This is a genomic window from Paraburkholderia sp. BL21I4N1 (assembly GCF_002973525.1).
Lineage (GTDB): Bacteria > Pseudomonadota > Gammaproteobacteria > Burkholderiales > Burkholderiaceae > Paraburkholderia.
On record NZ_PVEN01000004.1, the window covers coordinates 54,438 to 70,023 of the forward strand.

Consider the following 15,586-nt stretch of genomic DNA (forward strand, 5'->3'; position numbering starts at 1 on the left):
CGAAACTTACCGTGCGCGACCCGCGCGACGGCGATATCGAAGCCATTGCCGCTGACTTGCGCAGCGCCGATATCGAAGAGATCCACGGCGCGACCGGACACCGCGATTGCCTTGCGGTCATGCGGCAAGGCGCACAACTCTCGACGCTGCTCTGGACGATCGAGGTCGATGGAAAGCCCGCAGGCCTGTTCGGCGTGACGGCCGCGCCGGGTATCGGCGTGCCGTGGATGCTTGGCACGCCCGCGCTTGAGCGCGCGCCCAAGCAACTGACCCGGCTCGGCCGTGAGTACGTTCACTTAATGAGCGACAAATACGCGACCCTGCTGAACTACGTCGATGCGCGCAGCCTGAAGTCGGTGCAATGGCTGGACCGCCTCGGCTTTACCGTTCAGAAAGAAACCGAACCCTATGGCGTTTTCGGCTTGCCGTTCCACCGCTTCGGGATGAAACGATAATGTGTCTGCCTAATCTCGCGTCAGCCGCCACGAGCGCCACCACCGGCAGCGGCGCGCCGTACGCATTCGGCGGCTCGTCGCCGGCCGACACGTCGAGCATCTTCACGCCGGGCAACACGAACCTCGCGCTCGGCACGGCCGGAGGCGCGCTCAGCCTCTTCGGCGCAATCACGAAAGCGAATAACACGGTCACAGCCGACAACGCGCAGGCTAACCAGCTGCAAACCAACGCGATCAATTCCGAACAGGCTGCGGCAAGCGCGGTCACGTCGGGCATTGGGCAGGCGACCAACGCCGAAACGCGAGGCGCGCAGACCGTTGCGTCGCAGCGCGCCGCGATGGCCGCCAATGGTGTCGATGTCGACGCGCCGGGGACCGCGGCCAACGTGCAGGCCAGCACCCAATACATCACGAACCAGAACGTGCAGACGATCACGGCCAACGCCGCGCGCGCAGCGATGGGCTATACGCAGCAGAGCCAGCAGGACGCGCTCAATGCGGGCGTGTATCGCGCCGCGGCGAGTTCGGTCAGCCCGGCGATGGCCGGCGCAACATCGCTGCTCACGAGCGCGACCGGGGTCGCTTCCAGCTGGTATCGCAATCAACGCGCAGGGGTTAGCTAAATGCCGGTCGTTCCGTCACTCGATCCCTCGCAGCAGGTAACGCCGAGCCAGGCACCCGACTTTCAGGGCTCGACCGCTGTTACAGCCGGGCTGCTCGATCAGGGCTCGCAGCAATACAGCCAGGCCGGCGACGCGCTCGGGCAGGCCGCGAACGCGCAATCGCAGATGGCGATCGACGCGCAGAATCTGGCGAACCAGACGCGTGTCAATGACGCGGTGAACCAGCTCAAGACCACGCAACAGGATCTGATGTACAACCCGCAAGGCGGCGTCATGTCGCAAACGGGTATCAACGCTATCCAGCGGCCGAGCGGCATGAGCCTTGCCGACGAGATGACGGGCAAGCTGACCGATAGCGCGTCACAGATCAGTTCGCAGTTGTCGAACCCGATGCAGCTGCGCATGTTCAACGAGCAGGCGCGGGACATCGCCACGCAGTTCCATGGGCAAACGACACAATGGGAAGGCCAGCAGTTCAAGGAGTACGCGCTGTCGACGCAGCAGGGCACCGTCAAGCTGGCGACGAATCAGGTCGGCTTGAGCTACGACAACCCTGACCAGATCGACGCCGGGCTCGACGCGATCAAGGCCGCAACGTATCAGGCCGGCGTAATCAACGGCAGCGCCGCGACCGAGATCGAAGCGAACCAGCTGACGATGACGAGCAACGCGCTCACCGGCGCGATCGACACGGCACTCCAGCACGGCCAGACGACCTACGCCAACCAGTTGCTCGCGAAGTACTCACCGCAGATGACGGCCGATGACATTCTCAAGGTCAGCGGCAAGCTCAACAGCTACATTGGCACGCAGGTCGCGACGAGCGTAGTGAACAACGTCATGACCGCTGCCGGGCCACAACTTTCGAACAGCCCGCTTTCCCGTATGCAGGTCATTACCGCGCAGGACGAATCCGGGAATAAAGATTTCAACGGCGACGGTACGCCGGTTACGTCCGCGACGGGCGCTAAATACAAGATGCAAGCGTTGCCGTCGACGGCGCAGCAACCTGGCTTCGGCATCCAGCCAGCGCAGAGCGACACACCGGCCGAATACAACCGTGTCGGCACGCAGTTGCTTACAGCGATGGTGCAGCGCTACGGTGACCCGGCAAAGGCGTGGGCGGCGTACCACGATGGAAGCGGCGCGATGGACACGGCCTTGCAGAAAGCGCAGGCCGCAGGTACACCGAACGCGTGGATGCAGTTCATTTCACCGGAAGGGCAAGCGTACGTGCAGAAGAACGTCGCGGCCTACCAGTCCGGCGCTGTGAACACGACGCGGCCCGCACTCGCCGACGTGATCGCGCAGGTCCGCGCGAATCCGACCCTGCAACAGAAACCCGAATGGATGCAGCAGGCCGTCACACTCGCAACGCAGCAATACAACGAGCAGACGCAGGCAATCGACCAGCGCGACACCGCGGCGGTGGCGCAGGTACAGCGCACGCTTTCGGCGAATCGCGGGAACTGGTCATCGATCAATCCCGCCGATCTTGCCGCCGTCAACCCGAAAGATTTGCCGGGTCTGCAGACGTTCGCGAAGAGCATGTCGGAAGGCACGAACACCACGAACACGGCGCTTTACCAGACGCTCGTAACGACGCCGCAGATCATGGCGAACATGACGAACGACCAGTGGCAGGTACAGGCGCAAAACCTCTCTGTCGACGACTTCAAGACGCTGTCAAAGCAGCGCGCTGACCTGATTAATAACACCGGCTCGAACGCGCCCGGCAGTCTGAACCTGCGCGCCGTAAACGAAACGCTGTCGCAGCGTCTGCAGTCGATGGGCATGAACCCCTACCCGAAATCGACCGGGTTCAACGCAGACCCTGACGCCGTGTCGCAGGTCGGCAGCATTCGCCAGTTCGTGAACCAAAGCATTCTCGACGCGCAGCAGCAGGCAGGCAAGAAGTTCACCGAGGTCGATATCGAGAAGCACATCGACGGCCTGTTCACGAAATCGGTCACCTTCCAGAATCATCTCGACCTGGGTTTTATGTCGATCCCCCGTCCGGACACGACGGTGAACATGATGTCGATGACGCCCGACCAGATCCCCGATGATGTGCGGCCGAAGCTCGTTGCGGACTTCAAGTCGAACGGCGTGCCGAATCCGTCACCCGGTCAGTTGCTCGGCGCGTACTGGCATTTCAAAACCGCACAATCCCGCAACGCGAGCACACCCTGATGCCCGATCTGATCGTTCCGAATTCCGATACCTCGTTCTCCGGCCCGGTCACGCCGCAAGCACCGGCAGCACCGACGCCGTCACCCGCATCGGCCTATCTCGCCAGCACCGCGCAAACCGCACAGAGCAATATCGCGCTCGCGGTCGGCGCGAACCCCGATTACGAAGCCGAGATGCAGCGCCTCGCGCAGCAGACCGGCACGCCGGTCGACAGCGTCAAAGCGTTCCCCGACGCCGTGAAACAGAGGGCCGCAGTCTCGAGTATCGATTTTCAGAACCTCGCGAAGCAATTCCCCACCACCGCGGCGTTCTACCAGTCGCAGAACAACGCGAAGATCGCGCACGACGACGTGCCGGGCATGCAGGCCGTTGAGCAGGCTACGGCGAACCTCGGCCCCGCCGGCAATACTGTGCCGCTCGCACCGGGCACCACGGGCTATTTCCAGCCGGACAACAGCCCGTTGCCGTTGCGCGAACGCCTGCTGAATTGGGGCCGCAATCTGCTCGGCATGGGTGACGCCGTGCCGACGGGCAATGCACAGGATGCCGGCAGCGCTCAGGCGTTTATCCAGAATTACGCGAGGCAGAACGGCATGACCGTCGGGCAAGAGCGCGACGCGGTAGGCGGCGCATCCGAGATCCCGACGCAGTTCGCGCAAGGCTTTGAAAACGCGTTCACTGCCGGCCTCGCGCCGGACGCGAGCGGCCCGGCTCAAACGACAGCCGGTCAGGTCGCAAGCGGCGCGGGCAACCTGGCGGGTTTCGTTGCGGGTGCGCCGCTGAAACTCGCTGCGGGCGCAGTCGAGAAAATCGGCGGTTCGTTGCTGGAACACGTAGCGGGCGAATCGTTCGTGAAAGCTGCGGCAAAAGACGTCGTTGGTCAGGCGTCGACGCTGGGGCTTGCCAGCGCGATCACCGCGACGGGTGACGCGCTCAACCAGAATAGCCCTGAAGCGGCGCTGACGACACTCGGCATGCAGGGCTTGCACGGCGCCGAAATGGGCGCTGTGTTCGGCGCGGCCGGGCGTGTGCTGCCCGACGCGACGATCGCGCAGACACTCGCGCGCGTGGCCGGCGTGAACGTCGCGATGGACGCCATTCAGGGGACGACGCCGTGGGATGATCGGAGCACCGCGCAGAAGGTCATGGACTACGGCCTCAATTCCGTGTTCTCGCTGCACGGCGCGGGCCGCGCCACAGGCGCGTGGATGACGGACGCCGCCAAGGCTGACGTGGCAATGGGCGATGCGCAAACGCTTTCAGATCTGGCGACGTCGGCTGCGAACTCGAAGCTGCGCCCGCGCGACCCGCAGGCGTTCAAGGACTTCGTTGCCACGGCAAACGCCGACGGCCCGGTGCAGAATATTTATGTGGACGGCGCCACACTCGCGAACGCGCTCAACCAGTCGGGCGTAAAGATCGGCGATGTCGAATCGACCATGCCGCGCGTCGCGCAGCAGTTGCCCGAAGCGCTTGCCACGGGTGGCGACGTGTCGATCCCGGTAGAGGATTTCGCCACACACATCGCTGGCGGCCCGCTGGGCGACTCGCTCATGCCGCACCTGAAGACCGATCCCGACGGCATGACACAACAGCAGGCGCAGGAGTTCTACCAGTCGAGCCGTGACACGTTCCAGCAGGCGTCGGACGCCTCTGCGGCAGACAAGGCAAACGACGACACGGTCGCGCAATCCGCGCAGGCGGTGCATGACAATATTCTCGGCCAACTCACCGAGGCGAACCGCTTCCGCCCCGACGTGAACAAGGTGTACGCCGCACTCGTGCGCGACAGCTACACCGCAGCCGGCGCACGCGCGGGCCTGTCGCCCGAATCGATGTTCGAGCGCTACCCGCTGCAGATCACTGCCGAAGATGCGTCGGGCGCGAACGCCCTGACGCAGGAAGCGCGCGGCAAACTGTCGTTCGCCGACGACATCACCAGCGCGCCGAGCACGATCACGCTGAACAAGGACGCCGACCTGTCGACGTTCGTGCACGAACTCGGGCACTTCCATCTGGAAATGCTCAGCCACATGGCGAAAGACAGCTCGCTGCCGGAAGTGTCGAAAGACTTCGAGACGGCCACGAACTGGATGGGCACGACGCCCGATGCGTGGCGCACGATGCCGCTCGAAGAAAAACGACCGATGCATGAGCAGTTCGCGCGCGGCTTCGAAGCGTACCTGATGGAAGGGAAAGCGCCGACGCCGGAACTGCAGGGCGTTTTCCAGCGCGTGCGCGCGTGGATGGTGAACGTCTACAAGTCGCTGCAGAACCTGCACGTGCAGCTGTCTCCCGAAGTGCGCGGCGTGTTCGACCGCATGCTCGCTTCGAATGACGCGATCCGCGCCGCCGAAGCCGAGCGCGCCTATGCGCCGATGTTCCATAGCGCCGAAGAAGCCGGCATGACGCCGGAAGAGTTTCAGGCGTACCACGCGCTGGGTAACGAAGCAACGCTCGAAGCATCGGACGAACTGACCGCGCGCACGCTGCGCGACATGCGTTTCACCGAGATCGCGAAAGATCGTGCGAGCAAGGAAGTGCGTGACGACGTGGCCGCCAAGCGTGCGGCGGTTCGCGAACAGGTAAAGACGGACGTCGCCACCGAACCGGTGTACGCCGCGCAGGACTTCATGCTCGGGCAGGCCAATAAGGAAAACCAGATCCCCGCCGATCTCGTGGCCGAGCGCTTCGGCTTCGCGAACGCCGACGAAATGACGAAGGCGATCGCCGACGCCGAGCCGCGCAAGCAGGTTATCGAGGCGCTGACCGATCAGCGCATGCTTGAGAAGTACGGCGATATCACGTCCCCGCAGGCGATGAACACCGCGGCGAATCAGGCCATCCACAACGAAGTGCGAACACGCTTTATCGCGACCGAGTACAAGGCGCTGACGAAAGCGACGGGCGGCGTGCGCGTGCTCGAAAAAGCTGCGAAGGCCGTGGCCGAAACGACGATCGCCAAGGCGCGCGTGCGCGATATCAACGCGTCGAAATACGGCGCGGCCGAAGCGCGTGCGGCAAAAGCCGCCGACGCGGCGCGCGTGAAAGGCGACCTTACCGAAGCCGCGCAGCAGAAGCGCAACCAGCTGCTCAACAACCAGCTCGAAAAGACCGCGCGCGCCGCCGCTACCGAAGTCCTGAAGTCGCTCGACTATCTGAAGAAATTCAATAAGGACAGCGTTCGCGGCAAGATCGACGTGGATGTGCGCGACCAGATCGACGACATGCTGTCGCGCTTCGACCTGCGCAAGAACCCGACCGATGCGCCGACGCGCCAGCAAATCAACCTAGAGAAGTGGGTCGAATCACAGACCGCGCTCGGCATGGCGCCGAACGTCTCGCCGGACATGCTCAATCCGACGTTCCGCACGCCGTACCGCGATATGACGATGGAACAGTTTCGCGGGCTGACGGACGCCGTAAAGTCGCTGGAGAAGATCGGTCGTGATCGCAAGACGGTGACGATCAACGGTGAAAAAGTTGAAATCGCGTCCTACGTCATGGAGCATCTGATCCCGAAAATGCAGGCTCGCGGCGAACAGTTCAGCGACGCGGAGATTTTCGACAAGCCTGCCGATCGTAGCAACAACCCGTTCAAAATCGCGCTCGACCATATGACGTCGCAGTTGCGTTCGATCAAGGCGCAACTCAAGCCGCAGGAATACAAACGCAACCAGTACGACATGCACGAGCTGCTGGGACCGTTCGGCGAGTCTATCTACGAACCGGTGTTTCGCGCCAATTACCACGAAGTCGATATGCTCAAAGGCATGTCGGACGACTTCCAGAAGATGGCCGATCACCTGGGCCGCGAGTGGCAGGACAGTCTGAAAGACGGCGTGCCGAACACGCGCCTCGGCGACGTGAACAGCACGACCGGAGAACCGTTGCGCATCAATCGCGGTCGTATGCTCGGTATCGCTTTGCACGTTGGCAATGAATCGAATTTCGACAAACTCACGTCAGGCTGGAAATGGAACCCGCAGGATGTGTGGCGTTTCCTGCACGACAACATGAGCGAAAAAGACTGGAAAGCGGTTCAGTCGGTGTGGGACCAGTACGACAAGCACTGGCCGGATATGGTCGCGATGAACCAGCGACTTGGCAACACGTCGCCGGAACGCATCGAGCCGCGCGCCTTCCAGACGAAGTTCGGCGAGCAGCGTGGCGGCTATGCCGCGATCAAGTACGACCCCCTGCGTTCACGTCGCGGCCAGATCGAATCGGCCGGTCGCGCGATCGATCCCGGCGAAGGCCTGTTTGGCAAATCGTACTATCGGCCCGACACGACGACCAACGGTTCGCTCAACGCGCGTAGCCACGGCTATACCGATGTGGTGGACCTCGACTTCCACACGATTCCGCAGGCGATGACCGAATCGATTCACGATCTCGCATATCGCGAGACGCTGATCGACGTGCACAAGATCATCACCGACGGCAGTTTCCGGCGACAGTTCCAGAAGACCTACGGGCCTGAAGCGTACCGGTCGTTGCAGGAGTGGCTGGGCAAGACGGCCAACGCCGACAACCAGGATCGCGAGATCGGCGCGCTCGGCAAGATTCTGCAATACACGCGCACAGGTCTGGTAATCAACGGCATCGCGTTTCGCATCTCGACCGTGCTCAAGCACGGCGGTTCAGCGGCCATCAAGACGGGGGGCTATTTCACGGGCGGCGGTGAGAAGTTCCTCGCTTCGCGCTTCGCCGCGATGGGCACGAACTACGCTGCCGAGATCCGCGGCGCGCAGGAGAAATTCCCCGAGATCCGCGCGCGGCTGCTACAGCAGGATCGCGATTTTCGCGCGATGTCGGCGAACCTGTTCGAGCCCGAGAGCAAGATCAGCAAGGCCGAACGCTTCGGCCACGCCGCTGTTGCGTGGTCGGACATGATGACGGCCGTGCCTACGGCGTGGGCCGCGTATGACCGCGCGGTCACCGTCGGCGTGCCGAAGAACATGGGTGGTACCGGCGCACCGATGACCGAAGAGCAGGCCGTCGCATACGCGAACAAGGTGGTACGGGAAGCCCACGGCAGCAATATCACGACCGCGCGCTCGATGGTCATCAACAACTCAAGCGAAGCGGTGAAGATGTTCACGACGCTTTACGGCTTCATGAACAACAGCTACGGGCAGGCGGCCGACATCGCCGACAAGCTGAAAACGGCCGGCATCAGCAACCCGCAGACCCTCGCGCGCGGTTTCATGGCGCTGATCGTGCCGGCCATTTGGGCCGGATACCTGACCGAAGGACCGCCGAGCGATAAGGACGGCTGGGCGCACTGGATCGCTAAGTCGATCGGCACGGAAGTGGCCGGCATGGTTCCGTTCGTGCGCGACGCTGCGGCGATGGTCGAAGGCTACAGCCACGCGGGCCAGGTCGGCGTCGAGTCGTTCCTCAATACGATGGTCGGCGCGGGTAAGGACGTCTACCATATGGCGACCGGGCAGCACGCCAACGCCCCGATCAAGGACATTGCCAATGCGGCCGGTATGGGGCTGCACATTCCGGGGCTCGGTCAGCTTGGCGGATCGGCGCAGTACCTCGCTGACGTGGCGAACGGCAAACAACGACCGCAAGGCCCGCTTGACGTGGCCGAAGGCGTTGCACTGGGGCGCGCGCCCAAGCACTAGCGCGTTCACATACCGCGTTGTTTAGCCTCGAAAATCCGTGCAACTTTAAGGGGTTGCACGGATGACGGTTTCCAGCACAACACGTAAGGCAGGCCCGTTCGCCGGGAATGGCGTCACGACCGGGTTTCCTTTCGGCTTCAAGGTTTTCGCGCGCAGCGACGTGAAGCTCGTCCGCGTTGACGCAAACGGGGGTGACACTACCCTTATATTGGACTCGGATTATTCCGTCCTGCTGAACGCCGACCAGAACAACGCGCCTGGTGGCACGATCACCTATCCGATTACCGGCACGCCGTTGCCGACGGGTTACCAGCTGGTTGTGCTGGGCGATCTGCCGATCGATCAGGAAACCGACATCACGAACAGCGGCGGCTTTTATCCCGAAGTCATCGAGGATATGGTCGACCGCGCGACGATCCAGATCCAGCAGGTTGCTGAAGTTGCGAGCCGTGCGATCGTCTATACCGAAGCGGAAAGCACATCGCCCGTTCTGCCGCCCGCCGCCGTGCGTGCAAATACGGTGCTTGGTTTCGACGCCAGCGGAAACGTTGAATTGATGTCGCTGCCGGCGTCTGTCGGCGCGGGCGATCTGAAAAACGAATCGTGGACCGACGGCGTGGATTACACGTCCGGCACGTCGACGTCGGTAACTCTGTCGCGCGCCTACGGCAACAAGGCCAATCTCGGCCAGGTCGTCATGCAGGGTGTATCGCAAGACCCGAACAGCTATTCGCTGAACAACCTAACACTCACGTTCACGGACGGCAACGGAAACCCTGTCGTGATCCCGGCCGGGACGCCGCGCATCTGGTGTATCGGCGGCACGTCGCTGTCGGTGTTCACGCCACCCGATGGATCGGTTACCGACGCCAAGGTCGCGGCCGGCAGTGCGCTCAGCAGCGCCCGCAATCGGGTATCGGATTTCGTCAGTCTGAGCGACTTCGGTTGTCTCTATGACGGCTCGGACGAAACCGCCAAGGTGCTGGCCGCTGTTGCCGCGATCGGCGCCAGTGCGCGAACGCTCGTCGTGCCGCAGGCCGTCAGGATCTCGGCGAACGTGACATTTGGTTTCTCGACGGAACTGCACTTCGAGCAGGGCGGCATGATCGTCGGCACGGCGGGCACTGAGGTCGTGCAGATCCAGAAGTCGATTATGGCCGGGCCGCGCCAGATCTTCAGCAACTGCAAACCGATCGCCACTGTTGCGATGGTAGTCGCACCGGAATGGTACGGCGCGAAGCGCGTAGGCGTTGCGAACGACGATCTTCCGGCTTTCAAGCTCGCGCTCGCATTTCTCGCCAACACCGGCGGCATGGTGTACGGCCAGCCGGGCGACTACGGATGGAACGGCACCCTGACCGGTTTCCCCTCGAAAGTCATTCTTAAAGGATGTGGCGAGACTATCACGCGCTTCCTGACATTCGGCACGACCAGCAACGGCATTCAGGCGTACGGCGTGCCGGGTGCACTGCTGAGCAATATCGGTTTCAAGGAATTTTCGCTGCGGTCCTCGGCGCCCGCGACCACGAACACGTTCGGGCTGGATATCCAGTACACGTCGTTCACGCTCGTCGAAAACGTCGAGGTCGCCGACTTCCTGTACGGCTTCAAGCAATACCAGTCGCCGAACATGTACCTGCGCCGAACGTTGTCCACCTATCAGGGACAGGTGGCGGGCTGCATCAGCTACGTTATCGACGGTGGTGGCGGCGCGCCGGGCAACGAATCGAGCGTGTACGACCATGCGTGGTATCAGGGCAACGGCAACCTCGGCACGAACTCCCAATACGCGGCAGGTTCCATCGGATTCCGTTTCACCGGCACGTACATGTCGGACATGGAATTCATCAATCCGCAGGGTACGCAGACACAGTTCGGCATGGTCGGCGATGCCAGCGCGGCCGGCGCGTTCTGTGAAGACATCACGATCATCAACCCCGTGTTCGATCAGTGGACGACGCAGGGGCTTTCGCTGAATGGCTTCGGCCAGTACGGTGGCGTTTCCGTGATCGGCGGATGGATTAACCCGAAGGCAGGCACAGGCGCTGAAACGGATTGTGTGCTAATCACCAACTGCCGAGGTGTGATGTTGACCGGTGCGCTGCAACTGGTTGGCACCGGCAACGTGCTGAATGCCGTCGGGGTGAACGTATCGAACTCGCAAAACATCATCGTAGAGAAGAGCGTGCGATTTCGCGATATGCACTACGGCATCAAGGGCAACGGCACGGCGCTGTGCCAGTTCAAAGGCAACTTCTATAACCAGTCGAGCGCCGCGCAGGCGTTTATCTATCTGACCGGCGATGCGCGTTCGCTCGTGGGCGGCGTCTGCGACGGGTACGCGACGAACGCGATCGTGGTGGACGCCACGTCGTCGGGAACGCTCGACGACGACTGGCAGATTTCTACGGCTGGCAACATCGGCGCGCCGCACGTATCGAATAGCGCCGTAGGCGCCGTTCATGGCGTCTGCACAACGGGTGTCTAGGAAATGAGCGATATCACGAAACCGCGCTGGATCGACACGACGATCAATCTGCAAACGTTGCTCGTCGGCATCATCGGCGTGTGCACCGCAACGGCAATCGCCTACTTCTCGCTCGTTGGCCGGGTATCGACCCTCGAAGACCACGACAGGCAGCAGGAACAGCACTTCGCGCGAATTGAGAACGACATGCAGCAGCAGCGCGCCGACGTGAAAGAGCAGCTGCGCAGCATCAGTTCCGACGTAAAAGACACGAACACGAAGATCGACCAGCTACGTGATCAGCTTCTGCAGAACAGCGTCGACAACCGGCCATCGATAAAGAGGTGGGCACGATGAAACATATCCTGATTGAAGACTGGCGTAAGGCGTGGAAGTACGCCTCGGTCCAACTGGCGGCGTTGCTTGCGATGCTTTATTCGGTGATACCGCTCGCCGCCGACCAGTGGCCGAACGTCATGCCGTCGTTCATTTTCTGGTTCCCCGCGCATGGGCAACAGTGGGCGCCGGTCATCGGCAGTGTGCTGTTCATCGTTGCCCGTGTCGTGCAGCGCCCGCATCGAGAGCAGCCGTAATGGACGAGGACAACGAAGCCCAGCTCGTGGTGGAACTGCGCGTCGATGAAGGTGTGCGCTACACCCCTTACCGCGACACTAAAGGTTTTCTGACGGTGGGGGCTGGGCACAACCTCGACGCTTCACCACTGCCTGATGGCTGGACCTACCCGCTCACCGACGATCTGGTCAACGTGCTGTTGGAGTCCGATTTGCAGAACGTGTTCGACGACCTCGACAACGCACTGCCTTGGTGGCGCGGTATGGACGACGTTCGTCAACGTGTCATCTGCAACATGTGCTTCAACTTGGGCCTGACCAAACTGCTTGGCTTCAGGAACACGCTGACGGCGATGCGTCAGGGGCGTTATGCCGATGCGGCGACGGGGATGCTCGCGTCGGCGTGGGCGTCGCAAGTCGGCGCACGGGCCGCGCGACTCGCGAACATGATGAAAAACGGAGTTTGACCATGCTTGCACTACTCGCACCTTTCCTGCCGTACATCCTCGCCGCGCTTGGCATCATTGGCGGCGCGTTCGGCATCGCGTGGGGCCGCAAGACCACGCAGACCGCAGCAGCTCAAGCAGATGCCGCAAAGGCGCAGGCGGGGCAACAGGTAGCCGTGCAGCAGACCGCAGAGGCACAAGCCAACGCGGACGCACAGAAAGCGGCTGGCGACGCCGCAGCCGAACGCACGGCCATCGACAACGCGGTCGCCGCAAAACCCGCCGACGAGGTGCGCAATGAACTTTCGAATTGGACTAGGCCTTAGCCTGCTCGTGGCACTCGCCGGCTGTTCTGCGACGTGCCCCTCGCCGCCCACGCAAGAGGTTATCCCGAAAACGCGCGTGGTCGACACGTCGTGTGATTGGGCAAAACCGATCTACCTCGATAAGGCCGACGTACTGTCGGACGCAACCGCCAACGCAATCCTTGCCCACGACAAGGCTGGCGCGGCCCACTGCAACTGGAAGCCACTAAAATGAAGAAGCTATTTGCCGCCGCGCTACTCGCGCTTTCGTCACTGGCGTTCGGCGCTACGCTGACGCCGATCCAGTTCATCAGCGCGGCCGGTTCTACGTCCGGCCAGGTTATCACCTCGACCGGTCCGACAACGCCGCTCGCGTGGTCGAACGTCAGCGCAACCGCGCTTGCCGCACAGGCAGCGAATACGGTCGTCGCGAACGTCACCGGCTCGAGCGCGCCGCCGACAGCGGTCGCGATCCCGAGCTGCAACACCTCGACGAGCGCGCTGCAATACACGAGTGGCACGGGGTTCAGTTGTTTCACTGGATCGGCGCCGAGCGCATCCCCGGTGTTCACTGGCACGGCGGCGCTCCCGATCACGAACACCGTATCGGGCGCTGCCGGGACGTCGCGGCAATTCATTTTCCAGACGGGCGGCGCGGCGCGTTGGGTCGTGCAAACTTCCGGCGAAGCCGAAAGCGGCTCTAACGCGGGCTCGAATTTCTACATCCAGAACTATTCGGATGCCGGGTCGCTGCTCGGCAATGCCATCCAGATCACTCGCTCGACCGGTGTCGTAGCGTTCTCGCAGCGCCCCACGTTCAACGGCGCGACGCCGTGGGATAGCGGCAACCTGAATCTCGCTTCGCCGCCGTCGATCGGCAACGCGACGCCCGCACAGGTCAATTCGGCGAGTGGCGCGCTGAATGGGTCTATCGGCGCGTCCACACCGAGCAGCGGAGCATTCACGACGCTCTCCGCGAGCGGTGCGGTTACTGGCATCCCCGGCCGTCTGCTCAACGTCCAGGTGTTTTCGTCGAGCGGCACGTATACACCGACGACAGGTACCGCGAAGGTAATCGTCGAGGTTCAGGCGCCGGGCGGTGGCGGTGGCGGCGTGGCCGCGACATCGACAGCGCAGAACGCGATTGCGCAGTCCGGCAGCGGCGGGAGCTACGCGAAAACGCTGGTAACGTCAGGGTTCAGTGGCGTTACGGTCACGCTGGGCGCGGTCGGCTCGGCGGGATCTGCGGGTAACAATGCCGGCGGCACAGGCGGCGCGTCGAGTTTCGGCTCGATCGTGTCGTGCCCCGGTGGTGTGGGTGGTGCGGGTAGCGCGGGACAGGCAACCGGCTTCACGCAGAACGGCGCCGCAGCGCCGGCAAACTGCACGGTCAGCGGCGCCACCGTTCTTTTGAATTTCGCTGGAGCGACAGGGCAACCGGTGACGAACATGTCGTCGGCTGCGGCGTACGCCGTGCTCGGCGGCCTCGCCGCACTCGGCTATAACTCCAACGGCGGTAATGGATCGGGCGGCAACGGCGCGGCAATTCCAGCAAGCACTGCGGCAACGGCCGGACAAGCCGGCGTCGTCGGCAAGGTTATTGTCTACGAATTCAACTGACTGGCATAGCCGCAGCAAGCTTGGGCGAAGGCATCAGTTTGTCGCGCAACCAGTTTTTCGCTGGCACCTCAAAGCACCGGTGTACCCCGAGCGACAGCACACCGATAGCACAAAGAATAACGGCCGTGCGGCCCAGCAATATGCCGATGTTCACCAACGTCGGATCAACAAGCGATGTCGGCGCCGACTTCTCGATCACGATCAGGTGAAGCAGGTACATCGAGTAGCTCGCTTCGCCGAGCGCAACGATCCGCACGCCGGAGAGCGCGGTCACGGCCGGCAACTCGTAGCGTGCGCAGCAGAAAATCAGCACGCAGATTGCCGGCAGAAGTCCGACTCCACCAACGGCCGCAGCGAAAATTGGTGAGCCGAACTCCCCGCGTAGAACGAACGCTGCAATATCCAGCACCGCGAGCCCAAATACGACACCAGCGATCCTTTGTTCGCGCGTCGAGGATGCGATTCCAGCGAGTCGGCGGTGCACCTGTGCAAGCGCGCAACCAGCAGCGAATTCCAGAACCCGTGAATACGGCGCGATGTAGTTAAACCAGTCCGAGAATTGTGTTCCGGGATCTGCGGCCGGATTTTCGACAACGCCGAACCATGCGGCCACGCGGTCAATCATCACCGTGTGGCTTTTCAGCAACGAGAGAATAACGGCCCCCGCCAGCACTGTGCCGAGCGCGGTCACGATAGCCCGCCACTCGTCGCGCGCACGAAGCACCAGAACGCACAGGAATGGGTACGTCAGGTAAAGGAAAAATTCCGTGCTGATCGACCACGTTACGTGCGCGAAGTGAAACGGAAACGCGATCGGGTGGTTGCCAATGAAACCATAGAACCAGCTCTGCGTCGCCGTCAGCGTGTACGGTAACGCGTTGATGAAGTTCATCTGCTCGTTGGGCTGGAACAGGAAGAAGTTGCCGCACACCACATCGTAGGTAACGAGCGCGAGAAACAGCGGATACAGACGGCTAAAGCGCGCTACGGCGAAGCCGTACAGGCCGCGCATAGAAAGCGAGCCGACGCTTCCTGCGTAGTTGTAATGGATGATGAATCCGCTCAGCACGAAAAACAACGACATGCCAAGAAAAGAAAGTTGATGGAACGCGTCGGCCAGTGGCACGCCAGAACTCAGTTTGAAGATCACCGGCCACAGATGATCCAGCACGATCGCAGCAGCGGCGACGAACCGCAGACCGGTAAGCGCCGGTAACGCGTCTCTCATATTATCTTTCATTTGTAATTACCTGTAAGGTTTAACCT

General features: G+C 62.3%; 11 protein-coding genes. 10 read left to right on the forward strand and 1 reads right to left on the reverse strand.

Annotated features, from left to right (window positions below; all coding sequences use genetic code 11):
* Positions 1-11: 11 nt before the first annotated feature.
* The 10 genes from B0G83_RS12660 (at position 12) to B0G83_RS12710 (ending at position 14,320) form a co-directional block, all read left to right on the forward strand.
* Positions 12-455, forward strand: a complete 444-nt coding sequence (locus B0G83_RS12660) for a hypothetical protein (RefSeq protein WP_146120213.1) — start codon at positions 12-14, stop codon at positions 453-455.
* A complete protein-coding gene (locus B0G83_RS12665) occupies positions 455-1,078 on the forward strand; it encodes a hypothetical protein (RefSeq protein WP_105507775.1) in 624 nt (207 codons plus the stop codon). Before B0G83_RS12660 ends, B0G83_RS12665 begins: the two co-directional genes overlap by 1 nt.
* Positions 1,079-3,271 (forward strand): hypothetical protein, encoded by a 2,193-nt coding sequence (locus B0G83_RS12670; protein ID WP_105507776.1) that lies wholly within the window; start codon positions 1,079-1,081, stop codon positions 3,269-3,271.
* Positions 3,271-8,910 carry a hypothetical protein gene (locus tag B0G83_RS12675; protein WP_105507777.1) on the forward strand — a complete coding sequence of 1,880 codons (5,640 nt, stop codon included), beginning with the start codon at positions 3,271-3,273 and terminating at the stop codon, positions 8,908-8,910. The genes B0G83_RS12670 and B0G83_RS12675 overlap by 1 nt, the downstream gene beginning before the upstream one ends.
* 208 nt (positions 8,911-9,118) lie before the next feature.
* Positions 9,119-11,398: a hypothetical protein gene (locus tag B0G83_RS12680; protein ID WP_146120214.1), complete on the forward strand. Its 2,280-nt coding sequence runs from the start codon at positions 9,119-9,121 to the stop codon at positions 11,396-11,398.
* Between the two features lie 3 nt (positions 11,399-11,401).
* Complete coding sequence (locus tag B0G83_RS12685; RefSeq protein WP_105507779.1) at positions 11,402-11,734, forward strand: hypothetical protein; 333 nt, start codon at positions 11,402-11,404, stop codon at positions 11,732-11,734.
* Positions 11,731-11,970, forward strand: coding sequence for a hypothetical protein (locus B0G83_RS12690; RefSeq protein ID WP_105507780.1), 240 nt, complete (start codon positions 11,731-11,733; stop codon positions 11,968-11,970). The genes B0G83_RS12685 and B0G83_RS12690 overlap by 4 nt, the downstream gene beginning before the upstream one ends.
* On the forward strand, positions 11,970-12,416 hold the full coding sequence (locus B0G83_RS12695; protein ID WP_105507781.1) for a glycoside hydrolase family protein: 447 nt from the start codon (positions 11,970-11,972) through the stop codon (positions 12,414-12,416). The genes B0G83_RS12690 and B0G83_RS12695 overlap by 1 nt, the downstream gene beginning before the upstream one ends.
* 2 nt (positions 12,417-12,418) lie before the next feature.
* A complete protein-coding gene (locus B0G83_RS12700; protein WP_105507782.1) occupies positions 12,419-12,721 on the forward strand; it encodes a hypothetical protein in 303 nt (100 codons plus the stop codon).
* A 210-nt stretch (positions 12,722-12,931) separates the two neighbouring features.
* Entirely contained in the window at positions 12,932-14,320 is a 1,389-nt protein-coding gene (locus tag B0G83_RS12710) for a hypothetical protein (protein WP_105507784.1), read from the forward strand.
* Here B0G83_RS12710 and B0G83_RS12715 read toward each other — a convergent pair.
* Positions 14,313-15,560: an acyltransferase gene (locus tag B0G83_RS12715; protein WP_105507785.1), complete on the reverse strand. Its 1,248-nt coding sequence runs from the start codon at positions 15,558-15,560 to the stop codon at positions 14,313-14,315. The genes B0G83_RS12710 and B0G83_RS12715 overlap by 8 nt on opposite strands.
* Between the last annotated feature and the right edge of the window lie 26 nt (positions 15,561-15,586).

What these genes read in the sequence shown, in the direction of transcription:
- B0G83_RS12665 (WP_105507775.1), top strand. Translation starts at nt 455, where the DNA reads ATGTGTCTGCCTAATCTCGCGTCAGCCGCCACGAGCGCCACCACCGGC.
- B0G83_RS12670 (WP_105507776.1), top strand. Translation starts at nt 1,079, where the DNA reads ATGCCGGTCGTTCCGTCACTCGATCCCTCGCAGCAGGTAACGCCGAGC.
- B0G83_RS12675 (WP_105507777.1), top strand. Translation starts at nt 3,271, where the DNA reads ATGCCCGATCTGATCGTTCCGAATTCCGATACCTCGTTCTCCGGCCCG.
- B0G83_RS12685 (WP_105507779.1), top strand. Translation starts at nt 11,402, where the DNA reads ATGAGCGATATCACGAAACCGCGCTGGATCGACACGACGATCAATCTG.
- B0G83_RS12690 (WP_105507780.1), top strand. Translation starts at nt 11,731, where the DNA reads ATGAAACATATCCTGATTGAAGACTGGCGTAAGGCGTGGAAGTACGCC.
- B0G83_RS12695 (WP_105507781.1), top strand. Translation starts at nt 11,970, where the DNA reads ATGGACGAGGACAACGAAGCCCAGCTCGTGGTGGAACTGCGCGTCGAT.
- B0G83_RS12700 (WP_105507782.1), top strand. Translation starts at nt 12,419, where the DNA reads ATGCTTGCACTACTCGCACCTTTCCTGCCGTACATCCTCGCCGCGCTT.
- B0G83_RS12710 (WP_105507784.1), top strand. Translation starts at nt 12,932, where the DNA reads ATGAAGAAGCTATTTGCCGCCGCGCTACTCGCGCTTTCGTCACTGGCG.
- B0G83_RS12715 (WP_105507785.1), bottom strand. Translation starts at nt 15,560, where the DNA reads ATGAAAGATAATATGAGAGACGCGTTACCGGCGCTTACCGGTCTGCGG.